We start from the raw sequence: 22,942 nt of genomic DNA on the forward strand, positions 1-22,942 counted from the left end.
CTTACGAAGCCACCTCGTCGGCCGGGTGGGGTACGCCGCGGATGATCTCCGCGATCTCCCTGGCGTGGCTGAACACCAGCCGGTGGCCGGTGTTCAGCCAGGTCGCGGAGGTGTCCGGGCGTTCGCGCACGAGCCGGTCGACGCCCGCGCGCCAGAGCCGGTTGTGCCGGGGCGCACGCCCTTCGGTGCTGTCGCCCGCGATCGCGGCCGACATGATCAGGTGGATCGGGCGGTCGATCTTCCGGTACCGGTCGAGGATTCCGGCCCGCACCACATCCATCTCCAGCTGCAGATCGAGGATGTCCCGGGGGCCGAGCAGCACCTGACGCGCGGTGCCCCTGGCCCGCTCGATCTCCCGCCACATGGCCGGGTCCTCCGCCATCGCGCGGAACTCCGGCAGGTCGGCCTCGGTGATGAACGGTTCGGGCAGCGGGTTCGCCCCGTCGATGAGGACGAGCCCGGCGACGGCGTCGGGGCACTCGGAGGCGTACGTCACGGCCAGGTCCGCGCCCAGCGAGTAGCCCACGAGCAGGGGCGGCGAGGACAGGCCGAGGCGCCCCGACTCCGCCAGCACGGCGAAGAGATCGCTCCGAAACGCGTCGAAGGAATACCGGTCGGCGGCCGGGGCGAGCCCGTGGCCCCGGAGGTCGAAGGTCACCACGTCGTGGTCGCGCCGCAGGAGCTCGATCAGCTCGTGCAGATCGGCCTGGGTGGAGTTGAGGCCGGGACACAGGACCAGCGGTCGTCCCGTGCCGCCACGGGACACCGGGATCGTGACGCCGTCGTGGTGGACGGTGAAGTGGCGCGTCGTCGTCATGCCGCCCATGCTGCGAGGTTGCCCCTGCGTCAGGGTCAACCACCGCGGCGGCGATAAGCGGCTCGATCGGACACCCCTAGCGCGCCCGGTACGGGTTCTTCCACAGGTACACCCTGCGGTGCTTGCTGTCGTTGCCCGCGATGAGCCGGCCGTCCCGGCTGAAGGCCACGTCCTGGATCACGTTGGCCGCCCCCTCCGCGCTGGTCGACAGGATGGCGCGTGGTTTACGGGTGGCCACGTTCCACAGCAACAGTCCGTATTCGGAGGGGACGGCGAGCGTCTTGCCGTCCGGGCTGAAGGCCAGGTGGTTGACCTCCGATGCGACGAGGGAGTCGCCGAGGGTGGCCCGCTGACGGCCGGTCTTCGCGTCCCACAGCCGCACCTTGCGGTCATAGCTGCCGGTGGCGAGCGTCGTGCCGTCCGGACTGAACGCCAGGCTCAGGACTCCTTGCACGGGGGAGATGGTGACCCGTGGATCGTGTTGGCCGTAAGGTTCCGGATCGCGGTGTGCCACGTCCCACAGCCGCACCGAGTGTTTCGGGGTGAGGTTGCTGCCGGAGTCGTCGCCCGCGGAAGCCAGCGTCCGGCCGTCCGGGCTGAAGGCCACGCCCGTGACCTTGGCCTCCTGGTTGTAGTAGGCGAGCGGCTCGTCCTTCCGGCTGTTGATGTCCCGCAAGAACACCGAGCCGGGCCCACTGCCGCTGGCGAACAGCTTGCCATCCGGGCTGAAGGCCACCTTTTCGCCGCTGTCGACTCCGTCGAGGAAGCGAATTTGCCGGTGCTCGGCCACGTCCCACATGGTCAGCCAGCCGTTCATATTGGTGGCGGCGAGGAGCTTGCCGTCGGGGCTGAACGTCACTTCGCGGGTCGGGAACCCCTGATTGCCGACGCTGTCGCGTCCGGTGAAGGTGGCGCGTGGCTTACGGTCGGCGACATTCCACAGCCGCACCCTGCCCTCGGAGTTGCCGGTGGCGAGCGTCTTGCCGTCCGGGCTGAACGCCAGGCCCTCGGCCGTCTTGGACCGGCCGGTGGGGCCGAGGGAGGCCGTGGGCCCGATCGTGCGATAGGGGAGGTTGGGGCCGCGGTCGGGGGAAGAGCCGGGGAGGTAGACGGCGATCAGGACGACGGCGAGGACGAGGATCCCGACTCCGCTGAGCAGGACGGGCAGCCCCGGGGCGGGCGTGGTGACCGGGTCCGGGACCGCGGGGTTCGGCGGGGCGTCCGCACCCGGCGGGGTCGGCGAGGTGTCCGCGCCCGGTGGGGTCGGCGAGGTGTCCGCGCCCGGTGGGGTCGCGGGACCGCCGGGGACGACGCCCCGTGCCGGGTCGTGCGCGGCCGGAGCGGGCGGCGGCGGTACGGGGGCGGCCGGCCCGGCCCCGCGCGGCGACGGTGAGGTGCGTGTCTCGGCGTCGGGCGAGCCGGGAGTGCTGGGCGAGCCAGGGGCCTTGAGGCGGCCGGGTGTCACGCGCTCGGGCCCTGACGGCGACACCACGGTGCGGGTGTGGGCGTCGGCGACGCCCGTCGCGTCGACCCGGCGGCACAACTCGATGACCTGGGCCGGGGTCGGCCGCCGCTCCGGTTCCTTCTCCAGGCAGTGTGCGGCGATGGCCCGAAGGGGCTCGGGACAGCCGTCCAGGTCGGGATCCTGCTCCAGGATGCGGTAGATGACGCTGTGGTCGGAGCCACCGCCGAACGCGAGCCGTCCGGTGGCGGCGAAACTGGCGATCACACCGAGGGCAAAGACATCACCGGCCTCGGTGACGTCCTGCCCCCTGATGTACTCGGGCGCCATGTAGGCGGGCGTTCCGGTGCGCATCCCGGTGGCGGTCACCGCGGTGACATCCGCGGCCCGGGCGATACCGAAGTCGATGACCTTGGGTCCCTCGCCGGTGAGGATGATGTTGGACGGTTTCAGGTCACGGTGGATCACATCGGCGGCGTGGATGGACTGCAGGGCCTCGGCCACCCTGGCGATCAGCCCCAGCGCCGCGTCGGCCGACAGCGGCCCGCTCTCGGTGACCGCGTGCTGCAGGGACGGCCCGGGCACGTACGCCGTGGCCAGCCAGGGCTCTTCGGCCCGCAGATCCGCGTCCACCACCGGCACGGTGTACAGGCCCTGGACCCGCCGGGCCGCGGCCACTTCCTGCTCGAAGCGCTTGCGGAACGACGCGTCGCCCGCGTATTCGCGGTGCACGACCTTGACCGCCACCGCGCTGCCGGCCGGCGTACGTCCCAGGTAGACCCGGCCCATTCCCCCCGCGCCCAGCACCGCCTCCAGCCGGTACGGACCGGCCGTGGCGGGATCAGCGGCCCCCAAGGGGCGGTGTGGTGGCGGAGTTGTCGGCCACTCCGGTTGCTGCCCGGCCCCAACGGGTGGAACCGCCAATCGACCATGGTCATGGTCCGGTCGGGACATGTCCCCGTCACCCCGTCTCTCGCCGTTCGAGCGAGCGACAGCGTAAACGAACCCACCACCCCGTAACAGCTCTCCCCCATACCAAGACGCGACACGAAGACCGGTGGGCCGTGCCATGCGAAGACCGGTGGGCCGTTCGCTGTGGCGTCAGGCCCACCGGTCTCGCGGGGCGGGCAGTGCTGTGGCTCCCGCCCGCTTCACTTCGCCGCCGGTTCAGCTACCGGTCCGGCCGCCACCGCTCTGGTGGCCACCCTTCTGGCCAGCCTCCGCGGCACGCCGCGGGTCGTTCGCGAAGTTGCCACCGCTCTCGTGGCCACCCTTCTGGCCGGCCTCCGCGGCACGCCGCGGGTCGTTCGCGAAGTTGCCACCGCTCTCGTGGCCACCCTTCTGGCCGGCCTCCGCGGCACGCCGCGGGTCGTTCGCGAAGTTGCCACCGCTCTCGTGGCCACCCCGCTGACCGGCCTCGGACGCACGCTGCCGATCGTTGGCGAAGTTGCCACCGCTCTCGTGACCGCCCCGCTGACCGGCCTCCGAAGCCCGCTTCGGGTCGTTGGCGAAGTTACCGGGGTTGTCAGCCATGACTGGTTCCTCCTTATTCGCGGAGATTCCATCTGTCTGGGGCAGCGGGTACCCGAGACGCGGACGCTAAACAGGGTGGTTCCGCAACGGATGTCCCCTCAGGATTGGCGGCCCGCGAGCGGGTACTCAGGACGCCGGAAAACATCGGCGCAGGGAGGGACCACGCCCGTGGACGAGAAGAACATCTTTGTGATCGGCCTGGACGAGGCCAATGTGCCCATTCTGGAAAGCGGGCCCGGTGCCGAGCGGTTCCGGTTCCACCGCCTGCTCACGGTCGAGGACCTCCAGAGTGGCGAGGTGTCCGTGGCGGATCTGATCGCGAAGGCGGAAGGTGTTCTGGATGCCTTTGAGGGCAGCGTCGACGCGATCGTCGGCTACTGGGACTTCCCGGTGAGCACGCTCGTGCCGATTCTCAGCGAGCGCTACGGCACCCGCAGCACCAGCCTGGAGTCGGTGGTCAAGTGCGAGCACAAGTACTGGAGTCGGCTGGAGCAGCGGAAGGTGATCGAGGAGTGTCCGCGGTTCGGCCGGGTGGATCTGGAGGCGCGGGACCCACGGCCGCCGGAGGGCGTCCGCTTCCCGATGTGGCTCAAGCCCGCCCTCGCGTACTCCTCGGAGCTGGCCTTCTCCGTCAAGGACGAGGAGGAGTTCCGTACGGCGGTGAGCCGGATCCGTGAGGGCATCGGCCGCATCGGCAAGCCCTTCGACGCCGTCCTCGAACGGCTGGAGCTCCCGCCAGAGATGGCGGGTGTGGGCGGTCAGGTGTGCCTCGCGGAGGAGGCGCTGAGCGGGGTGCAGGTCGCCGTGGAGGGCTATGTCCACCAGGGCGAGGTCACGGTCTACGGCGTGCTGGACTCCATCGACTACCCGGACAGCCCGTCCTTCCTGCGCCACCAGTACCCCTCCGCGCTGCCCGAGCCCGTGATCCGGCGGCTGCATGACGTCTCGCGGCGGGTGATGCGGCAGATCGGCATGGACGGGGCGACGTTCAGCATCGAGTATTTCTACGACGCCGCCACGGACGAGATCAACCTCCTGGAGATCAACCCCCGCCACTCCCAGTCGCACGCCGAGCTGTTCACCTACGTCGACGGGGTGCCCAATCACCACTGCATGATCAGCCTCGCCCTCGGCGAGGACCCCGCCCTGCCGTACCGCGAAGGCCCCTACGCGATGGCCGCCAAGTGGTATTACCGGTGGTTCGCCGACGGTGTGGTCCATGACACCCCCGTCGACGAGGAGATCGAGCGCATCGAGCGCGAGATCCCAGGCGTACGGATCGATGTGGTGCCCGAGGAGGGGCAGCGGCTGTCGCAGCTGGAGCAGCAGGACAGCTACAGCTTCGAACTCGCCCACATCTTCACGGGCGGGGAACGCCGCCTGCCGCCACCACCCCGATCAGCCCCCGTGAGGAGCGCTGGGACGTCAAGCGCGACCTGGTGGGCTACGGGTCCGAGCTGGAGATCGTCAAGGACGCGGGCACCCTGCGCTTCGACGACATCGGGCTGGACGTCGGCCGCCGGGCGTACGAGCGCTATACGGCGGTCGCGGACGACTTCACCTCGGTCGGTGGCGAGTCGACCTGGACCATGCGCTTCCACCGCGACGACTGGGACGTGCGAGTGGTGACGAGCACGGTGCTGCGCTCCAGCGAGACGGAGTTCTTCGTGGACGCCACGCTGGACGGCTACGAGGGCGACCGGCGGGTCTTCTCGCGCACCTGGAACGAGACGCTGCCCCGGGACTGCCTGTGACTCTCCTCAGACCACACCCCGCACTCGCACCACATCGCACGCGCACGTCACCTCACACGCGCAGATCACGGCTCGCTGGGGGTACTCGCCACTGATGGTGTTCAAGACGCCTCCAGGTGTGTACACACCGCAGGACGACACATGGCTGCTGGCCGAGGCCCTGCGGCGGGAGGACATCACGGCCGACACGGCGGTGCTGGACGTGGGCACCGGCAGCGGGGTCCTGGCCCTCGTCGCGGCCGGGCGCGGTGCGGCCCAGGTGACCGCGGTCGATGTCTCACCGCTCGCCGTGGGCGCCACCTGGCTGCGCGCCCGCCTCAAAGGGCTGCCGGTGCGTGTCCTCCAGGGCGATCTGCTGACACCGGTCGCCGACCGCGGGTTCGACCTCATCGTGGCCAATCCGCCGTATGTGCCGGTGGCGGGGCGGCGGATCCGCCGGGGCCGTGGTGTGGCCTGGCGGGCCGGTGCGGACGGGCGGGCGGTGGTCGACCGGATCTGCCGCGACGCGCCGCCGCTGCTGCGCCCCGGCGGTGTGCTGCTCCTGGTGCACTCGGGGCTGTGCGGCCCCGAACGTACGGTGGAGAGGTTGGCGGGGGCGGGGCTGCGGGCGGCCGTGACCGACCGCCGCACGATCCCCTTCGGGCCGGTGTTGCGCGAGCAGGCCCCCTGGCTGGAGGCCCATGGGCTGATCGCCCCGGGCGAGACGAAGGAAGAGCTGGTGGTGATCCGTGCCGAACGACACATGTGATCACGCGGTGAGCGTGCGGATGGGGACCGACGGCCCGATGCTGATCGAGGGACCGGTCGAGATCACCCTGCCCGATGGCAGCGTGGTGCGCTCCGACCGCTTCACGGCGGCCGTGTGCCTGTGCGGCCGCAGCGCGCGCTACCCGTGGTGCGACACCAGCCACCGCCGCAGACCTCGGAGGTCACGGCGCAGAGCGGGCACGAAGGGGTAGCCGCGGAGCGGGCCCGACGAAACCTCGGAGCGGGCCCGACGAAACCTCGGAGCGGGCCCGAAGTATCCGCGGAGCGGCCCGACGTAACCGCGGAGCGGTCTCGGAATCGCGGAACGCCGCCGGATCTCCGTCCGGCGCGCGATCATCCGACGTCTGGAATATGTCAGGTGGGGGCACTCATCACGGATGCGCTGTGGAGTGCTCGACATCGGATCCCGTACCGTCCATCTCAAGATCGCCGACCTTTTCCCGGGTAGCCCCCCGGAGCCGGTGGCCTCGTGGAAACAGCCGGTCCGCCTGGCCGACGCGACCGATCGCCAGGGGGTGATCCCCCGCGAGTCGATCCGGTCCCTGGTCGGTGCCGTCGCCGCGAGTGCCGCGGCCGCGTCCGCCCACCACGTCGACCGCCTGATCCCCTTCGCCACCTCGGCGGTGCGGGACGCGACCAACCGGGACGCGGTGCTCGACGAGATCGAAGCCGCCACCGGTATCCGCGTGGGTTTCATGAGCGGCGAGGAGGAGGCACGGCTGACGTTCAGGGCGGTACGCGGCTGGCTCGGCTGGTCGGCGGGGCGGATACTGCTCCTCGACATCGGCGGCGGCTCCCTGGAGATCGCCTGCGGAAGCGGCACGGACCCCGCCCTCGCCATTTCCCTGCCGCTGGGAGCCGACCGCCTCACCCGCCACCATCTGCCCGATGCCACGCCGGTGAAGAAGCGGGACGTCAAGGCGCTGCGCCGGCACGTACGCTCCGTCCTCGGCCAGGGCACAGCCGAACTGCGCACCCAGCCGGCGCCGCTTTCCTGCGTCGCCACGTCCAGGACGTTCACCCAGCTGGCCCGCCTCGCCGGAACGCGGCGGCCCGGCAACGGTCTGTCCGCGGTCCACACGCTCAGCCGTAAGGAACTGGTGCCCTGGGTCTCACGGCTCGCGGTCAAAACGGACGGGCAGCGAGCGAAGCTGCGTGGAATCTCCGCCTCCAGGGCGCATCAATGTCTGGCCGGTGCCATCGTCGCGGAGGCCGTCATGGACGTCATGGCGGTGAAACGACTCACCATCTGCCCATGGGCCTTGCGCGAGGGCGTTCTGCTCGACCATCTCTCCCGTCTCGAGGAGGTCACGGATTCTCCGGAACACGAAGTGGTACTCGTGGGGACGTAAGAGGCCATGCCGCGTCGTCCGACATCGACGTCAGGTGGTGGTCGCACCGGAGGTGTCCCTTCGGACGTTGGACTCCGTCGCCCCGGTGGCACGTCACGATGCCGACCGAGAGGCCACGGGCCTTGCGAAGGGACCCCCGATGAGTGCCGACGACGCGTACGACGGCAGCGACATCACGCAGTGGCTGCTGGACACCGACTCGCTCGAAGACTTCCTGCAGACACTGGCGGACGCGGCGCTGGAACTGTCCCGGGCCCAGGGCGCCGGCGTCACGCTGCAACGGGACGGCCGGCCCCTGACCGTGGTCAGCTCCGGCATCGCGGCACCGGAGCTGGACGAGAAGCAGTACGGCCAGGACGACGGCCCCTGTCTGCAGTCGCTGCGCACCGGAGAGGAACTGCTCGTCAACGACCTGCTCGCGGAGGCCAGGTGGGGCGACTACCCCGCCTATGCCGTCGCCTGCGGGGTGCGTTCGTCCCTCTCCTTGCCGATAGCGCCCCGCACCCACACCACCGGCGCTCTCAACCTGTACGCCGCCCCGCCGGAGGCGTACGCACGGGCCGATCTCACCTCCTTGCGCTCACTCGCCGCCCAGGCGACCGGCGCCATCGCGCTGGCCCAGCGCATCACCGACACACAGGAATTCGCCGGCCAGCTGCAGGACGCCATGGCCCACCGCAGCGTCATCGACCAGGCCCTCGGCGTCATCATGGGGCAGCGCCGGTGCACCGCGCAGGAGGCCTTCGAGATCCTGCGCTCCGCCTCCCAGCACCGCAACATCAAACTCCGCGAGCTGTGCACCGAGTTGATCACCAACCTCACCGGCCGGCCCCCCACCGCACCCGGACTGCGCCCCCGCCCCTGATCCCTCGGCAGGGCGGCTCCCCCCGACCGGCGGCCGGGAAACCCGGACGGCTCCGCCCGGCCGGCGGCCGGGAAACCCGGACGGCTCCGCCCGACCGGCGGCCGGGAAACCCGAACGGTGCCGGCCGTCTCGCGGCCGGCACCGTCGCATGTGCTCGCATGTGTGGCATCCACGTCCGTGCGGCTACCCGTGGTCCAGTGACGCCCAGAAGCGGGTGAGAACCTCGGCACCGCGGCGCGGATCATGCGTCATCCACCAGTGGCCCAGCCCTTCCAGGACCTCCACCCGGGCCCCGGCCCGGCGCGCGCCGCGGCGCCGCTGCTCGACGGTCCCGACCACGTGGTCCTCGGTGGCGAGCAGCACGAGCCCCGGCCGCTGGGCCGCGTTCTCCAGGTGCCGGCCGAGTTCGTTCATCACCGGTCGGGTGGCGGAGGTGTAAAGCGCGATCACCGCCCGTCCCATCGCCTCGTTCTGGCCCTGGGCGACCCGCTCGGCCACCGCCTCGCCCATCCCCCGCTCGACGAGCGTCGCGATCCGCCGTTCGAGGGGCGCGCCGAAGCGTTCGGCCACATCGGCCTCGCCGACTCCCGGTGTCTGCCATCGCTGGGCGAGCTCATGCCAGACGTAGTCGGGATCGTAGACCCCGATCGTGTCGCTGACCCAGCTGCGTACGAGGTCCGGGCGGCTCATCACCGCGTTGAGGACGTGTCCGCCGCCCCAGTCGTGGCCCACCAGGTCGACGGGCTGGGCGAAGCGTGTCAACTCGCCGATCAGCCAGTCGCGATACTCCCCGACGGTCGCCCCGAACCCGGGCGGCAGCGGCGCGCCGAACCCGGGCGGGGACAGACGGATCAGGTCGGCCGGAGCCGCACCGGCGGCCTCCAGTTCGGCGACCAGGAGATCCCAGACGGCCGCCGTCTCGGGATTGCCGTGCACGAAGACCGCGGGCATCAGACCACTCCTCCCTGGAGCGGCACGGTGGGCTGCAGGACCGATTCCACCAGCGCCTCGGCGCGGAGATGGGCCACCGCCCGATAGTCGGGGTCACGGGCCATGTCGACGAACGCCTGGCGGCTGGGGTACCGCACCAGGAGCACCGTGTCCCATGCCTGCCCGTCCTCGGCGACCAGGGCACGACCGCCGTCCCCCAGGTACTCCACCCGCAATCCGTACCGCCCGTGGATCTCCGAGCCCAGCGCGTCCATGTAGCGCTGGTAGCTCTCGCGGCCACCGTCCGGACAGAACCGCAGCAGGTTCAGCATCACCACGGGGCCGCCGGGGTCCTCGGCCAGCAGCGCGTCGAGGGCCCGCTCATCCATCTCGATCATCAAAACCTCCTTCAGGATGAGGAGCAGCGTATAAACTTGTTGAACGACACGCAAGTTAGTAAAACCGACCGGGCCGAGCCCGGGGCAGCACGCCGTGCCCGACCGATGCGATCGCCGCGGGTGGCCCCGGCTCGATCGCCGAACGGTCCGTGAACCACAAGGTCGACGTCCTCTTCGGCGGCGGCAAGGCGCGGTTCGACCAGAAGGTCACCGACGGCACCTTCAAGGGCATGACCGTCACCGAGCAGGCGCAGAAGCTCGGCTACCAGCCCATCCGTGCGGGTGGTGCGGCATCGTGCCGGGCGCGGGCACCGGTGCGTGAGCGGCGGGCGGTTGGCGGGCGACGGGTGTCGGCGGGCTGGAGGCGGACGACGGCATCCAGGCCGCCGCCGGGCGCGGCGTCCAGGGCGACGTCGCCGCCGCCGGCGCGGGTGAGCTGCTGGACTATGGGCAGGCCCAGTCCGGTGCCGTCGTGGTAGGCGTCCGCGGCGCGCCAGAAGCGGTCGAACGCGCGCTGCCGTTCGCCCTCGCTCATGCCGGGGCCCTGGTCGATCACGTGCAGTGCGACGTGCGCCGGGGCGCGGGGATCCTCGCCCACCGGGGTTTTCGCGAGGGTGATGACGGATCCGGGGGGCGAGATCCGCAGTGCGTTGGAGAGCAGGTTGTCGATGATCTGTTCCAGGGCGCCGGGGATCGCCCACACTCGCCCGATGCTCGGGCCGGAGACCGCGATGTCGACGAGGTGTTCGGCGGCGAAGGCGGTCCACATGGCCGCTCGGTCGGCGACGACGGTGTCCAGGTCGGTGGGTTCGGGGGTGGTGGCGGAGTTCTCCAGCCGCGCGAGCGCGAGCAGACCGTGCACCATGCGCCCGAGCCGTTCCACTTCGCCCACGGCCTCGTCGAGGCTGCCCTGGGCACGGGGGTCGAGGTAGGGCTCGAAGTTCTCCAGTCGCAGACGCAGCGAGGTCAGTGGCGTCTTCAGCTGGTGGGACGCTTCGGAGGCGAACGCCTCCTGGGCGCGCAGCAGATGTTGCAGACGGGAGGCGGTGTGGGTGAAGGACGAGGCGAGCTGGCGGAGTTCGGGCGGGCCGAGGTCGGTGGCGGGTGGATCTTTGATATCGCCGTTGGCCAGCTGGGTGGTGGCGCGCTCCAGGGCCCTGACCGGGCGGGTGATCCAGCGGGAGAGGGCGAAGGCGATCACCGTGACGGTCGCCAGCACACCCACCCCGACGGCGGCCAGCACCAGCCAGGTGTCACGGATCTTCTCGGTCAGTCCTCCCAGAGGGTAGGTGACGCGTACGGCACAGCGGACCGTGGTGCCGGAGCTTCCCGGCATGGTGGCGACGAATGCTTCGCCGCCCAGGACCGGGTCCTGCCGGGTGCCGGTGGTGGATCGGTTGCCCAGCGCGGAAGCGATGTCGGGCTCGCCGGAGAGGTCCGTGCCGGTGGCGACGGTGTTGCGGGAGTCCGTCAGCACCTTCCCCGTGCTGTCGACGACGATCACATGGCTGCTGGTGCGGCGGGCGAAACCGGCCACCACTTGCGGCACGTCGGAAGCCGCCTCCTCCTCGACCTTCTCCTCCAAGACCTCGGCGAGCATCACCGCGCCCTGCTGCCCGCTGTTGCCGAACCTCGACGTCTCCCCGCGGGCGTACACATAGCCGAACGGCACTTCGAGGCAGAGCAGCACCAGCAGTATCAGGCTGAGGTAGCTCAGAAGGAGGCGGCGTGTCATCGGGCGTTCCCACTGTGCTCGGGAGAGCTGGGGTCGGACGCTTCCGGCGGCGGGGTGAGGCGGTAGCCGATGCCGCGGATGTTCTCGATCCAGGAGGAGTCACCCAGTTTGCGGCGCAGTGCGGCGACGTGGACGTCGAGAGTTTTGGTGGGGCCGAAGTAGTTGGGCTCCCAGACCGTGTCGAGGATCTGCTGGCGGGAGCAGACGGCGCCGGGGTCCTGCGCGAGGTAGGCCAGCAGGTCGAACTCCTTGGGGGCCAGGGCCACCGGCGCCTGGTGAAGGGTCACCTGGCGGGCACGACGGTCGATGACCAGCGGGCCCAGGTATTGGACTCCGCCGGCCTCGCCCGTCCCGGGCCGCTGCGCGGCGCCGGGTGCTTCCTGATCGGCCTCCGGGGCGAAGGGCCGGGCGCGTCGGGTGACGGCACGGATGCGGGCTACCAGTTCCCTCACGCCGAAGGGCTTCGAGAGGTAGTCATCCGCGCCGAGTTCCAGGCCGAGTACTCGGTCGACCTCGTCGCTCCTGGCAGTGATCATGATGATGGGGACGTGCGAGCGGAGTCTGAGGGCCCGGCAGACGTCGATGCCGTCCATATCGGGCAGTCCCAGGTCCAGCAGCACCATCTCTGACGGGTCGGCGGCCAGTCCGTCGGCGCCGGTACGGGCGTGGTCCACGGTGAACCCGAAGCGGTTCAGCCCTTCCACCACCGGTCCGGCCACTCGGTCGTCGTCCTCGATGAGCAAGACACGCATGTCGACAGGCTCACAGACTTCAGGTCTGCCGGGTGGCGAAATCACCGGAACCTCTCATGAATGGATGTCAGCGATGCGGGGTCTGTTGGGCACGGCGGGGCGGGGCCGTCGATCGGTTCAGCCGTAGCTGTCGGCCGACGGCCCACGAGACTTCCCGAGCTGTTTCAGCCCTCGTTCTCCTCGGTGCCCTCCTCCTTGGTCTTGACCACCTTGAAGCTCTTGTCGAGGTAGACCTCTATCGACGTACCGTCGCCCTTCTTCACCTCGACCGCGTAGAGACCGGGGTTCTCCTGGTCCTCCTCCGACTTCAGGACGGTGCCGGGGTGTGCGGCCAGGGCCGCCTTCTCGGCCTTTTCCTTGATCGCGCCGGTCAGCGGCGGCTCCTTCTTCTCGCCCGCTTCCTCACCGGCTTCGCCGCCGGCCGCGCCGCCCTCGGCCGCCCCGGCGTCGGCCGCCCCGGCGTCGGCCGGGGCGGAGGCCGTGGCCCCTGTGTCCTTCGCGTCGTCCTTCGAGTCCGAACCGCCGCAGGCGGCGAGCGAGAACGTCAGGGCGACGGCCGGGATGGCGGCAAGAGCGCGGATCTTTGCATTCATCAGGTCCTCCGGGAAAGGCATGCGGTCATTACCGAGCCGGCGAGCGGACCGCCGCAGTTCGGTGTCTGTTGACGCCAAAACCTTAGAACCGGGCGCTACAGCGCATATCCAGCGTTGTGACAGCGTGGAGTTAGGACTCTGATAAGAATCTTCAACGCCTACCGCTGGTTCGTTTACTCACCCAGCGGACGGCGAACGGCCGTCGTCGGTGTCAGCAGCCCTGACACAGCCCTCGCCGGGTCTCCGGTCTTCCGCTGCGATCGGGCAGATCGAGTCAAACGCTTGATGGTTCTTGCTTCGCCGCTGCGTGTGCGCTGGACCGGTATTTACTCCGCCTCCCGTAATGTCGATGACAGCACGGGAAAACCGCGGAATGCGTATGCGCGGCCCTTCACGGAAAGAAGCCCCTCTCCGAGAATTCCCCCGGTTATTACCGCGCCGTTCACCGTTCACCTCCCGGGTGCGCGGGCGACGGTGCTCGGCCGACTCCGGGGAGCCTTCTCGCGCGAGCCCGTTCCGGGTGTCACCGGCTGGCGGCACGAGGCGGACACCGTGGTCATCACCCTGGAGAACGGAACCCGGCTCACCGCCCCGTCATCCGTCGCCGACCGGTTCGCCACCGTCCCGGAGGACTTCACGATTTTTTTGACCCGACGGGAGGGGCTTCGTTGAGCGATCACCCTCCCCGGGTGAACCGGCGGATTGCCGTCGTCATGGTGCGGGACGGAAGTCATTTGCCTTGGCGGCTGTGCGGCGGAGGGCAAGCTGCCTCCGACACGTCGTGAGACGACACCACCCCCGGTCGGCCCGGGGCCAGGCTTACGTCGAATCGCAGGCATGTCGCGAGGTGAGGGGCGTCGCCCAGCGGGGTGTTGGTGAACCTTTGCGTGATACTGACACTCCGCCGATGCCGTTCGACCAGGGCGTGGGGGCCAACGGCGTGTGCTATCTCGCTGGACGTCAACTCTCCTCCACCGGCATCGCTCACCAACTGTTCCCGGGCCTTGAAAGCCGTCCGGTAGACGGTGTCCCGTTCCTGCTCTCTGAGGTCTGGCCTCTGGGGGCAAGCCTTGAGCGAGCGCGTCGTTACCGAGGCACCCAGGGCCCGCATGCGGGTGACGGTGTAGGAGTAGCAGCGAGTGACCTGCCCGCGTCCTCCGGCGATCGGGTTGCCGTCGTCATAGGGAGAGGTGAAGGTGGCCACCACCTCGGCTACGGTGTCGTGGACCGTGTAGGAGTCCAGGTTCGCGGTCCGCGAGACCTGCCACAGCGTGAAGTGAACGTGGGCGGACGAGGGGAACGGTGTGTTTCCACTCTGCCGGATGGCGCGGCCGAATGCATGGGCCAGGTCGGTGGACGCCTTTATGGCCGCCTGCTTGTTGTGGTGGGCCGTCCTTTTCTGCCCGATGTACACGCTGATGATGCCGACGAGTGCGAGGACGCACACCGCACCGAGGGCCTTGGCCCACGGCGCGGTGCGTCCCATTCTGGGATCACGCCTCAAGGGCGTTGCCTCCTGCTGTCCGGGGCGTCGTTCGCCTCGCGCGGACTTCCGATCGCCTGCTGCGCAGCGTCAGCATACGCGGAGGTTCCGGGCTCTCCGCGGGGCGGGACAAGCGGCCGCATGAAGTCCACCCGGGCAGCGTCCGTCACGGCTTACGGGACGGTGGCGCCACTGATCAACGACCCTGCGGGGAGCCCTTCGCAGACGACTTGATCAACGAAGACGCATAGCAGACGAGCGCCTGCTCCTGCCCTTGCTCGGATCGCGCTCCCGCCGCTGTCAGTTGACACGGGCTGCCTCGACGGTCCTGCCGCCCAGCAGGCGAGTGCGTTGGCTCCGGCAGGTCCGCGATACCGGTTTCCGGTCGCCGCCTCAGGAGCCGAGCTGACGCCCCTGAGCCGGCCGGAGGGGCCGCAGCGCGAAAGCATTCCTTCCCCGTGAACACCGATCCCCACCGAAACGTACTAAGCGTCATAGCAGTTCACGGCCCACAGTGGGCGAGCGCGCCGCACGGAGAGTCGGCACACGACCGCACCCGGCTGTGGGGTTCGGGCGATCAGGAAGGTGAACATGGGAACTATGACCCTCAGTTGGTCCGTGGCGGTGGCGTCCGTCCTCGTAGCCGCCGTCAGCGCGGTACGGGTGGCGACCACCAACGGTGAAACCCGGTTCGCAGCGGTGGGTGAGCTGCTGATGGGTCTGTGCATGGCCGCTATGGCCCTGCCCGCCACTGTCGCCTGGTACGCGAGCTACGGCATGTGGTGGGCAGCGGTGTTCGCCCTGCTCGGACTCGGTGGCGTCGCCTTGGCGGTCAAGCACACCCGCGAGTGCGGCTGGAAAGACGGCCGCCACTGGGTGCACCTCGTTGTCGGCAGCGTCGGCATGGTGATCATGACGCTCGCCATGACCAGCACGTCGTCCGGTCCGGTTCTCGCGCTGGGCGGCTCCTCGATGGCGCACATGCCGGGGATGGAAAACATGGAGAACGCGGCCGACATGAGCCACATGGACGGCATGGGATCCATGCCTGGAATGGACATGCCGGGCATGTCCACTGCCGCCACCGATGACGGGGGAGCCATGGGGTCGACTCCCGTGTGGCGCTTCGCGGTCGCGTCGCTGGCTGTCTACTTCCTGCTGTCGATCGGCGCATCCGTGTGGGCCCGGGTCCGGGGTACCGGCGAGGGGGGCATGGCCGCAAGCCGGGAGGGCGGCCGGGGCCGCAACTGGGGGCGCTGGCTGCTCTCCATGCCGGACACGGTGATCGTCTTCCTGGTGTCCTTGACGATCTCCGCATGGGACAGGACCCGGACCGGCGAGCGGGCAGGCCAGGGCCGCCGTCGCAAGCTCGGCGCCGCACCGGACGCGGCGCTGGCAGCGCACATCGGCATGGGTGGAACCATGTCCGCGATGCTCTTGATGATGGTCGTCTGACGGGGCCGATTCCTGTGCGCGTACATCCCGGAAGCCGGCCCCGGCGAGCGGCGCGCGTTCGGCGTTCGGCGCACGGCGTGGTGCTCCAAGCTCCGTACCGCGCCTCCGGCACTCCGGCGTCCTCCCGCCACCCTCTCGCCCCCGTCGCTATGCGCTAAGCGGCATAGCAGTATGCTGTCGGCAGCACCTCGCTCACCGGGAGCCTCTGCTCGGGCGGCGCCCCTGGCGCAGGCAGGAAGGCGGGCCGGGGCTCCCGGGAGGTGTGTGGGACAGGAGTCGGGGCGGGGGCTGGTGTGGTGTGGTCAGGGGCCGCAGGCCACGAGCAGGGGCAGCAGCGGAGCCGCCGCGCTGGCCGCCACGACACCCAGCCACGTCACACGGTGCGGCCGGGGTTGCGGTGTGAGGATGCGGCGCAGCCGGATGAGGGCACCCGGCCCGCCGACGCCCAGGGCTCCCCGCGGCGCCTGTCCCGCGGCTACCTCGCACATGGCGGTCGCCAGTGCGTCCCTGGAGTGGCTTCGCAGGGCTCTGTCATCCGCGATCATCTCCACCAGCAGCGCGATCTGCTCCTTGGCGTGCCCGGCGAGCGGCAGGCCGGGGAAGGCGCGGGAGAACGCGTCCACGAGCAGATGGAGAAGGTGGTGCCTGCCCTCGATGTGCGCGCTTTCATGTTCCAGCACGGCACGCATCTGCGCGTCAGACAGGACGTCGAGGGCCCCCCGGGTGATGACGACACGACGCCGACGCCCGGGAAGGCAGTACACGGCGGGTGCGTCATGGTCCACGACTGTGGCGTCGTATCCGGGGGCCGGCTCACCGATCAGGGCGAGCATGTCGAGGTGACGCTGCCGCGCTCGGCGGGCCCGCCAGGTGCAGAGCGCGAACCAGCCCAGAGGCAGCAGCACGATCACGGCGGGGGCGCCGAGCGCCAGGGTGTCCCCGAGGGTGGGCGCGGACTCGCTTACCGGGGCGTCGCCGGCCAAGCCGCAGACGCTGAGCAGACCGAGGAGGCCCTCATGTACATGATGCTCGGCCAGGACCAGGTGGTACACCGTGAGCGCGGTGGCGACGACGAACGTCACCATGAGTCCCTGCCATGCGAGGATCGCTATGGCCGGAGCGCGGTGGGGCCACCGCGCCCGTGACAGCAGAGGCGGCATCGCGGCGCCCACCAGGGCCGCGTATCCGGCCAGTGCCACAGCTGTGATCACGCGTCGCTCCGTTTTTTGGCCGCTCGGAGAGCCGAGCGTAGGGCGTCCGCCTCTTCCGGCGTGATCTGTTCGATGAAACTGACCAGAGTTCCGACCGGATCCGGGTTGCCGCCCAGCGCCTCCTGCATCTGCGACGCCGTGTACTGCTGCCGGGTACACGTGGGCTCGTACACCCAGGCCCGCCCCTCCTTGTGCCGCTTCAGCATGCCCTTGCTGTGCAGAATGTCGGCCACGGTCTTCACCGTGCTGTAGGCGATGGGCCGCTTCTTGCTGAGGTCCACCAGTACGTCGCGCGCGGTCGCCGGCCGCCCCCAGGCCCACAGGCGGTGCATGATCTCCGCCTCGAGTTCACCCAGCTGACGCACGTTCGCTCCCTTCGCCCCCGGAATGCGAAGCCTCCGGCACCAGTGACCGCTCATCGTAGTGGGCGGAGTCCTGGAGCCCTGCGGGGCCTTGGCGAGAAGGCGCGGCCGGTGCGGGGCAAGCGGCGGCCGTACGCAGACGCCGTACCAGGGCGTGTGCGAGCAGTGCCAGCGAGGCCATGGCCAGGACTGGCTGTGCGGGGGCCCAGTACGAGAGGGCTCCGCTCATTCCGAGGGCCAGCACCACCAGCTTGTTGCAGATCGGGCAGCCGACGGCGAACGCGGACAGCACGCCCGCGAGCAGCGCCCGGCGCCCTCGCGGTCCCTCGGCCCGCGCGGTCTGAGGCCCATGCGCGTACGTCGCCACCAGCAGCCCCATGAGCAGCGATGACGCCACCCAGACCGGATAGTTCCACCACAGCACCGGGGTCATCCGGGTGTAGAAGGGCGTGGGTACGACTCCGGTCGGCACACCGATCGCGGCTCCGGCGACAAGGGCCACAGCCACCGCCGCCATCCACTGATATGGCGTCCACGTACGCATGCGCCCGCCCCTCTGCCGTTACCATTACTGCCAAACAGCTTAGTAGGTCACCTCAGTGCCCGACCCGCACAGCATGATCCGGTCCGCTTCGGTAGTGTCGGACGGCGAAGCGACCACGGATGGAGCCACGACGTGCATGTGAGCCGATGCGCACGAACGGGAGGCGCCCTCGGGCACCTCCTGCTCGTCGTCGTGCTCGCGATGGGCATTTTCGTGATGCACTCGATGGGCCATCCCGACAGCGCCGCCGACACGAGCATGGGAGCGGCTCACGCATCGGCCACGACCGCCCACCCAGGCGGCGGCATGTCCTCGCCGCAGGGCGTTGTCGTCTCCTCGCACACGTCGGACTCGCATCAGGACGGCAAGACGTCCTCCCACTCCCCGGCCACGGGGATGGACATGGCCTCGCTGTGCGTGGCCGTGCTCGGCACGTGGATTCTCGCCAGTCTTCTCCGGGCGGTTCTGAGCCGCGGGACGGACTGGCTGGCACGGCTTCGCGACGGCGCCGTGGCGGTCCTGCGCCCCAATCCGCCTCCGCCCAGACCACCTGACCTCGCTCAACTGTCAGTCCTGCGGATCTAGGCCGAACGCCACCGCGGGCGGCTCGCGCTGCCCGCGTACCCCGTTCGACAGGCTTTCCGCAGAACAGACAACACGAGGTTTTCGACATGACCGCCATCAAGCGCAGCACGCTGCGTCCGCGTGTCCGCCGCATCGCTCTCGTCAGCACCGTCGCCGCCGCAGGCCTGGTCCTCGCCGCCTGTGGCAACGACGACGACATGAGCGGCATGGACCACGGGAGCAAGAGCAAGAACTCCGCCTCGGCGAGCGCGACCACCGGGGAGAACCCCGCACCGGGCACGTTCAACGACGCGGACGTGACATTCGCGCAGATGATGATCCCCCACCACGAGCAGGCCGTCGAGATGTCCAAGCTCGCCGACGAGCAGGCGGAGGACGCCAAGATCAAGACCCTCGCCGGGAACATCGAGAAGGCTCAGGATCCCGAGATCAAGAAGATGAAGTCCTGGCTCAAGGCATGGGGCAAGCCCGAGTCCGGCAGCAGCATGCCCGGCATGGACCACGGCTCCGACAGCGGCATGCCCGGTATGGATCACGGCTCCGGCAGCTCCGACGACTCGGGCATGCCCGGGATGATGTCCGACAAGGACATGAAGGAGCTGAAGGCCGCCAAGGGCGCGGACTTCGACAAGAAGTTCGCGCAGATGATGATCGGCCACCACAACGGGGCGATCGACATGGCCAAGGACGAGCAGAAGAACGGTAAGAACGCCACGGCGAAGAAGCTCGCCGAGGATGTGGTGAAGACCCAGACCGCCGAGGTCAAGCAGCTCCAGGGCATGCTCGACAAGCTCTGATCCGATCACACGCTGACCGTTCCGGGCTCGGCCGGTCACTCCGGTGAGCCCGGGGCGGTCACCGCCCCCACACTCCTTACTCGGGCCGCGCCGGGTCATGTCCCGGCCCGCCCCGACGATGCAACGAGGACCCATGAAGACGCACCGCGCCGTCCAGGCAGCCACCGCCGTCGCCCTCGGCCTCACACTGGCCGCCTGCTCCAGTGGAGACGGCGACACGGACTCGTCCGATGCCGTCACGACTGTCAGCCACATCCACGGACTCGGGCTGGACCCGTCCGACCAGCGCCTGTACGTCGCGACCCACGAAGGCATCTACACCCCCGGCCCCAAGGGCGATCCCCAACTGGTGGGCGACAGCAAGGACGACTTCATGGGCTTCACGGTGGCCCAGGGCAAGACCTTTTACGCCAGCGGCCACCCCGCCTCCGGAGCGGACGGTCCCGGCAACAAGGGACTGATCAAGAGCACCGACGCAGGCAGGAGCTGGAGGTCGCTCTCCCTCTCAGGGAAGTCCGACTTCCACGCCCTGGACTACGCACACGGCACCGTCTACGGCTACGACTCCACAGGCGGCCTGCTCCGCACCAGCAAGGACGGCACCACCTGGAAGGACGGAGCCACGTTCCAGGCGCTCGACATCGCGGTCAACCCGGATGACGCCGACCTCGTGCTCGCCACCACCGCGGAAGGAGTCGCCCGCAGTACGGACGGCGGCAAGACCTTCGCCGAGGGCAAGCAGCCGGTGATGGCCTTCCTCTCCTGGAAGGCCAAGACCGCCCTCTACGGCATCGACACCTCCGGCGGGCTGAGCCGCAGTACCGACGGCGGTGCGACATGGAAGAAGCTCGCCACCGTCCCCGGCGGACAGCCCCAGGCGCTCACCGCCGTCGGCGCCCGGCACGTCCTGGCCGCGACGCGGAGCGGCGTCTACGAGTCGAAGGACGGTGGCAAGACCTTCGCCAAGCGCCTCGCCGTCGAATCGAGCGGCGGCCACTGACCCCTCCGCGAAACGCCATGTCGGCCGCGCCGACGACGTTCCGACGACCGGTCCCCAAACCGCGCCCAGGCCCCCCAAGACAGAAGAGAAGCCAGTGGTTAACGAGCGACAGCCGTCGGGGGGCTGGTCCCCGGCCGGGACCGGTCAGGTAGCGCACCCCCAGGACGCTACCGAGGACGTGAGGATCAACCTCACCCGGACCGAGCCGTGCCGACGCCCGTAACCGTCGTGCGTCCGCCCGGCGATCCGCGCTCCTGACCGTCGCCGTTCCGTCCGCTGTCGTTATGGCCATCACAGGGGCGGCAGCCGTCTCCATCAGCGTCGACGACCAGGACGAGAAGGCCACACAAGCCGCCCCGGACACCGCACCGGCGATCGCGCCATCGACCGCCAACGGCAAGCTCGACGCGCAGCTCGCCGGTGTGACACGTGGCGCGGATGACTTCGCCGATCGCGCCAGCCGTACGCAGCAACGTATCGACCTCAAGCGACGTCAACTGCAGGAGCAGAGGCGCAAGGCGGCCGAAGCCGCACACAGAAAGGCGGAAGCGGCACGTAAGGAGGCACTGCGCCCAAAGTTCGCTCTTCCCGTTGCACAGCGAGGAGTCGGCGAACTGTTCGGAGCAGCTGGCTCCATGTGGTCCAGCCAGCATAAAGTCCGGACCGGCCACGTGAAGGCGCGAGAGGTCATCGCCTACGCCGGAAGCTCAGGCAACTCGTCGGGGCCGCACTTGCATCTTGAAGTGCACCCCGGCGGCGGCGACGCGATAGACCCTTTGGCCTGGCTTCGCAGCCACGGCCTGGACCCCACGTAACAGTGATGGGGGCGGACACCCTGCGGTGCCCGCCCCGCATTTCCCGCACCCGCCACGCTAGAGCCTGCGGCCTCGGGCCGCCCACCGCCGAAGCGGTGAGCGGCCCGGGTTCTACGAACTTGATATGGGGTCAGCCGAGGGTGACCGAGCGGGCGAAGGTGGCGTTGGTCTCCTGGGCGATTTCGTTGAGTACGTCGGCGGGAACATTGCTGTCGACGTTCAGGACGGCGAGCGTCTCACCGCCCGGCGCGGACCGGGAGACCTGCATGCCGGCGATGTTCAGGCCCGACTCGCCGAGTACGTGGCCGACGGTGCCGACGATGCCGGGCCGGTCCTTGTACCGCAGGAAGATCATGTGGTCGCTGACCGCGAGGTCGATGGTGTGCCGACCCACCGACACGATCTTCTGGATGTTCCTGGGGCCGGTCAGGGTGCCGGAGACCGCGACCTGCTCACCGCTGTTCAGGGTGGAGCGGACGGTCACCATATGGTGGTGGTCGGGGGACGTCGAGCTGGTGGTGTGGCGCACGTCGACCCTGCGTTCCTGTGCGAGCAGTGGTGCGTTGACGTAGGAAACCGCCTGGTCGACGACGTTCTCGAAGACGCCCTTGAGCGCGGAGAGTTCCAGCACCTTGACGTTGTGCCGGGTGATGTCGCCGTACACCTCGACATCGATCCGGACCGCGACCTCCCCGGCCAGGGCGGTGAAGATCCGGCCGAGGTTCGCGGCGAGCGGCACGAAGGGGCGAACGTCCGCGGCGATGACGCCGCCTTCGACGTTGACCGCATCCGGGACCAGCTCTCCCGCGAGCGCCAGCCGCACCGACGTGGCGACGGCGAGGCCCGCCTTCTCCTGGGCCTCATCGGTCGAGGCGCCCAGGTGTGGGGTGGCCACGACGTTGTCGAACTCGAAGAGCGGGGAGTCGGTGCACGGCTCCTGGGCGAAGACGTCCAGTCCCGCGGCGGCGACGCGGCCCTCCTTGAGCGCGCTGGCCAGCGCCTGCTCGTCGACGATCCCGCCGCGCGCGGCGTTGACGATCCGCACCTCCGGCTTGACCTTGTGCAGTGCCTCGTCGCCGATCAGGCCGACGGTCTCGGGCGTCTTCGGAAGGTGGACCGTGATGAAGTCGGAGACCTCCAGCAGTTCATCGAGCGAGAGGAGCGTGACGCCCAGTTGCGCGGCGCGCGCGGGCTGCACGTACGGGTCGTAGGCGACGACCTTCATGTCGAAGGCGGACATCCGCTGGGCGACCAGCACGCCGATGCGGCCGAGGCCGACCACGCCGAGGGTCTTCTGGCTCAGTTCGACGCCGGTGTACTTGCTGCGCTTCCACTCGCCGTTCTTCAGTGCCGTATTGGCCTGCGGAATGTTCCGCGCGGTGGCGAGGAGCAGGCCGCAGGCCAGCTCGGCGGCGGTGACGATGTTGGAGGTCGGGGCGTTGACGACCATGACGCCGGCCTTGGTGGCGGCGGAGACGTCGACATTGTCGAGGCCGACCCCGGCGCGGGCGACGACCTTCAGCTTCTTGGCGGCGGCGATGGCCTCCGCGTCGACCTTGGTCGCGCTTCGCACCAGGATCGCGTCGACATCCGCGATCGCGGGGAGGAGTTCGGCCCGATCGGCGCCATTGCAGAGCCGGATCTCGAAGTCCGGGCCCAGGGCGCCGACAGTGGCGGGCGACAGCTTTTCAGCCAGGAGTACGACAGGTTTCGAGCTCACGGTGGATTTCC

At 69.6% G+C, this 22,942-nt stretch carries 25 protein-coding genes and 1 pseudogene; 13 read left to right on the plus strand and 13 right to left on the minus strand.

The window, feature by feature from the left end:
- Position 1 precedes the first annotated feature (1 nt).
- The 3 genes from IEJ02_RS28775 to IEJ02_RS50865 form a co-directional block, all read right to left on the minus strand.
- Positions 2 to 817: an alpha/beta fold hydrolase gene (locus IEJ02_RS28775; RefSeq protein WP_223864565.1), complete on the minus strand. Its 816-nt coding sequence runs from the start codon at positions 815 to 817 to the stop codon at positions 2 to 4.
- Positions 818 to 893: 76 nt separating this feature from the next.
- Positions 894 to 3,233, minus strand: coding sequence for a serine/threonine-protein kinase (locus IEJ02_RS28780; RefSeq protein WP_191067491.1), 2,340 nt, complete (start codon positions 3,231 to 3,233; stop codon positions 894 to 896).
- A 213-nt stretch (positions 3,234 to 3,446) separates the two neighbouring features.
- On the minus strand, positions 3,447 to 3,812 hold the full coding sequence (locus IEJ02_RS50865) for a con-10 family general stress protein (protein WP_191067492.1): 366 nt from the start codon (positions 3,810 to 3,812) through the stop codon (positions 3,447 to 3,449).
- 168 nt (positions 3,813 to 3,980) lie between these two features.
- On the opposite strand from IEJ02_RS50865, the gene IEJ02_RS28790 reads away from it, so the two are divergent.
- The 6 genes from IEJ02_RS28790 (at position 3,981) to IEJ02_RS28815 (ending at position 8,551) form a co-directional block, all read left to right on the plus strand.
- Entirely contained in the window at positions 3,981 to 5,441 is a 1,461-nt protein-coding gene (locus IEJ02_RS28790) for an ATP-grasp domain-containing protein (protein ID WP_317985941.1), read from the plus strand.
- Positions 5,429 to 5,566: a hypothetical protein gene (locus tag IEJ02_RS48975; RefSeq protein ID WP_223864566.1), complete on the plus strand. Its 138-nt coding sequence runs from the start codon at positions 5,429 to 5,431 to the stop codon at positions 5,564 to 5,566. The genes IEJ02_RS28790 and IEJ02_RS48975 overlap by 13 nt, the downstream gene beginning before the upstream one ends.
- Positions 5,567 to 5,660: 94 nt before the next feature.
- Positions 5,661 to 6,314: a HemK2/MTQ2 family protein methyltransferase gene (locus IEJ02_RS28800; RefSeq protein ID WP_191067493.1), complete on the plus strand. Its 654-nt coding sequence runs from the start codon at positions 5,661 to 5,663 to the stop codon at positions 6,312 to 6,314.
- A 19-nt stretch (positions 6,315 to 6,333) separates the two neighbouring features.
- A complete protein-coding gene (locus IEJ02_RS28805; RefSeq protein WP_191067534.1) occupies positions 6,334 to 6,525 on the plus strand; it encodes a CDGSH iron-sulfur domain-containing protein in 192 nt (63 codons plus the stop codon).
- Positions 6,526 to 6,711: 186 nt separating this feature from the next.
- Complete coding sequence (locus IEJ02_RS28810) at positions 6,712 to 7,686, plus strand: Ppx/GppA phosphatase family protein (protein WP_191067494.1); 975 nt, start codon at positions 6,712 to 6,714, stop codon at positions 7,684 to 7,686.
- A 139-nt stretch (positions 7,687 to 7,825) separates the two neighbouring features.
- Entirely contained in the window at positions 7,826 to 8,551 is a 726-nt protein-coding gene (locus IEJ02_RS28815; protein ID WP_191067495.1) for a GAF and ANTAR domain-containing protein, read from the plus strand.
- 183 nt (positions 8,552 to 8,734) lie between these two features.
- Here the strand turns inward: IEJ02_RS28815 and IEJ02_RS28820 are convergent, their stop codons facing one another.
- A complete protein-coding gene (locus IEJ02_RS28820; protein ID WP_191067496.1) occupies positions 8,735 to 9,502 on the minus strand; it encodes an alpha/beta fold hydrolase in 768 nt (255 codons plus the stop codon).
- Positions 9,502 to 9,879 carry a DUF1330 domain-containing protein gene (locus IEJ02_RS28825; RefSeq protein WP_191067497.1) on the minus strand — a complete coding sequence of 126 codons (378 nt, stop codon included), beginning with the start codon at positions 9,877 to 9,879 and terminating at the stop codon, positions 9,502 to 9,504. The genes IEJ02_RS28820 and IEJ02_RS28825 overlap by 1 nt, the downstream gene beginning before the upstream one ends.
- 95 nt (positions 9,880 to 9,974) lie before the next feature.
- Here IEJ02_RS28825 and IEJ02_RS51155 point away from each other — a divergent pair.
- Positions 9,975 to 10,152 (plus strand): annotated as a pseudogene (locus IEJ02_RS51155) (alkaline phosphatase); the annotation flags it as partial.
- Here IEJ02_RS51155 and IEJ02_RS28835 read toward each other — a convergent pair.
- The 3 genes from IEJ02_RS28835 to IEJ02_RS28845 form a co-directional block, all read right to left on the minus strand.
- Complete coding sequence (locus IEJ02_RS28835; RefSeq protein WP_191067498.1) at positions 10,142 to 11,614, minus strand: sensor histidine kinase; 1,473 nt, start codon at positions 11,612 to 11,614, stop codon at positions 10,142 to 10,144. The pseudogene IEJ02_RS51155 and the gene IEJ02_RS28835 overlap by 11 nt on opposite strands.
- On the minus strand, positions 11,611 to 12,366 hold the full coding sequence (locus IEJ02_RS28840; protein ID WP_191067499.1) for a response regulator transcription factor: 756 nt from the start codon (positions 12,364 to 12,366) through the stop codon (positions 11,611 to 11,613). Before IEJ02_RS28840 ends, IEJ02_RS28835 begins: the two co-directional genes overlap by 4 nt.
- 164 nt (positions 12,367 to 12,530) lie before the next feature.
- A complete protein-coding gene (locus IEJ02_RS28845; RefSeq protein ID WP_191067500.1) occupies positions 12,531 to 12,959 on the minus strand; it encodes a PepSY domain-containing protein in 429 nt (142 codons plus the stop codon).
- Between the two features lie 474 nt (positions 12,960 to 13,433).
- Here IEJ02_RS28845 and IEJ02_RS28850 point away from each other — a divergent pair, with 474 nt between their 5' ends.
- Positions 13,434 to 13,631 carry a hypothetical protein gene (locus IEJ02_RS28850; RefSeq protein ID WP_191067501.1) on the plus strand — a complete coding sequence of 66 codons (198 nt, stop codon included), beginning with the start codon at positions 13,434 to 13,436 and terminating at the stop codon, positions 13,629 to 13,631.
- A gap of 58 nt (positions 13,632 to 13,689) precedes the next feature.
- Here the strand turns inward: IEJ02_RS28850 and IEJ02_RS28855 are convergent, their stop codons facing one another.
- Positions 13,690 to 14,445, minus strand: a complete 756-nt coding sequence (locus tag IEJ02_RS28855; protein WP_191067502.1) for a hypothetical protein — start codon at positions 14,443 to 14,445, stop codon at positions 13,690 to 13,692.
- A 660-nt stretch (positions 14,446 to 15,105) separates the two neighbouring features.
- On the opposite strand from IEJ02_RS28855, the gene IEJ02_RS28860 reads away from it, so the two are divergent.
- Positions 15,106 to 15,897 carry a DUF5134 domain-containing protein gene (locus IEJ02_RS28860; protein ID WP_317985942.1) on the plus strand — a complete coding sequence of 264 codons (792 nt, stop codon included), beginning with the start codon at positions 15,106 to 15,108 and terminating at the stop codon, positions 15,895 to 15,897.
- 302 nt (positions 15,898 to 16,199) lie between these two features.
- Here the strand turns inward: IEJ02_RS28860 and IEJ02_RS28865 are convergent, their stop codons facing one another.
- From IEJ02_RS28865 to IEJ02_RS28875, 3 genes are read right to left on the minus strand one after another with little or no spacing between them, the layout of a single operon-like run.
- Complete coding sequence (locus IEJ02_RS28865) at positions 16,200 to 17,108, minus strand: M56 family metallopeptidase (RefSeq protein ID WP_191067504.1); 909 nt, start codon at positions 17,106 to 17,108, stop codon at positions 16,200 to 16,202.
- A complete protein-coding gene (locus IEJ02_RS28870; RefSeq protein WP_037963138.1) occupies positions 17,105 to 17,473 on the minus strand; it encodes a BlaI/MecI/CopY family transcriptional regulator in 369 nt (122 codons plus the stop codon). Before IEJ02_RS28870 ends, IEJ02_RS28865 begins: the two co-directional genes overlap by 4 nt.
- Entirely contained in the window at positions 17,457 to 17,987 is a 531-nt protein-coding gene (locus IEJ02_RS28875) for a hypothetical protein (RefSeq protein ID WP_223864581.1), read from the minus strand. The genes IEJ02_RS28870 and IEJ02_RS28875 overlap by 17 nt, the downstream gene beginning before the upstream one ends.
- A gap of 159 nt (positions 17,988 to 18,146) precedes the next feature.
- Here IEJ02_RS28875 and IEJ02_RS28880 point away from each other — a divergent pair, with 159 nt between their 5' ends.
- From IEJ02_RS28880 to IEJ02_RS28895, 4 genes are all read left to right on the plus strand, one after another.
- Positions 18,147 to 18,599, plus strand: coding sequence for a DUF6153 family protein (locus IEJ02_RS28880; protein ID WP_191067506.1), 453 nt, complete (start codon positions 18,147 to 18,149; stop codon positions 18,597 to 18,599).
- 86 nt (positions 18,600 to 18,685) lie between these two features.
- Complete coding sequence (locus IEJ02_RS28885; protein WP_191067507.1) at positions 18,686 to 19,396, plus strand: DUF305 domain-containing protein; 711 nt, start codon at positions 18,686 to 18,688, stop codon at positions 19,394 to 19,396.
- Positions 19,397 to 19,529: 133 nt separating this feature from the next.
- The gene (locus IEJ02_RS28890) at positions 19,530 to 20,396 is read left to right on the plus strand and encodes a F510_1955 family glycosylhydrolase (RefSeq protein ID WP_191067508.1); all 867 of its coding nucleotides are present in this window, start codon (positions 19,530 to 19,532) and stop codon (positions 20,394 to 20,396) included.
- 284 nt (positions 20,397 to 20,680) lie between these two features.
- The gene (locus tag IEJ02_RS28895) at positions 20,681 to 21,211 is read left to right on the plus strand and encodes a M23 family metallopeptidase (RefSeq protein ID WP_191067509.1); all 531 of its coding nucleotides are present in this window, start codon (positions 20,681 to 20,683) and stop codon (positions 21,209 to 21,211) included.
- Positions 21,212 to 21,341: 130 nt separating this feature from the next.
- Here the strand turns inward: IEJ02_RS28895 and serA are convergent, their stop codons facing one another.
- Positions 21,342 to 22,931 (minus strand): phosphoglycerate dehydrogenase, encoded by a 1,590-nt coding sequence (gene serA / locus IEJ02_RS28900; protein ID WP_191067510.1) that lies wholly within the window; start codon positions 22,929 to 22,931, stop codon positions 21,342 to 21,344.
- Positions 22,932 to 22,942 lie beyond the last annotated feature (11 nt).

The sequence above is a fragment of the Streptomyces sp. 5-10 genome, assembly GCF_014712245.1.
In the GTDB taxonomy this organism is placed as follows: domain Bacteria; phylum Actinomycetota; class Actinomycetes; order Streptomycetales; family Streptomycetaceae; genus Streptomyces; species Streptomyces violaceusniger.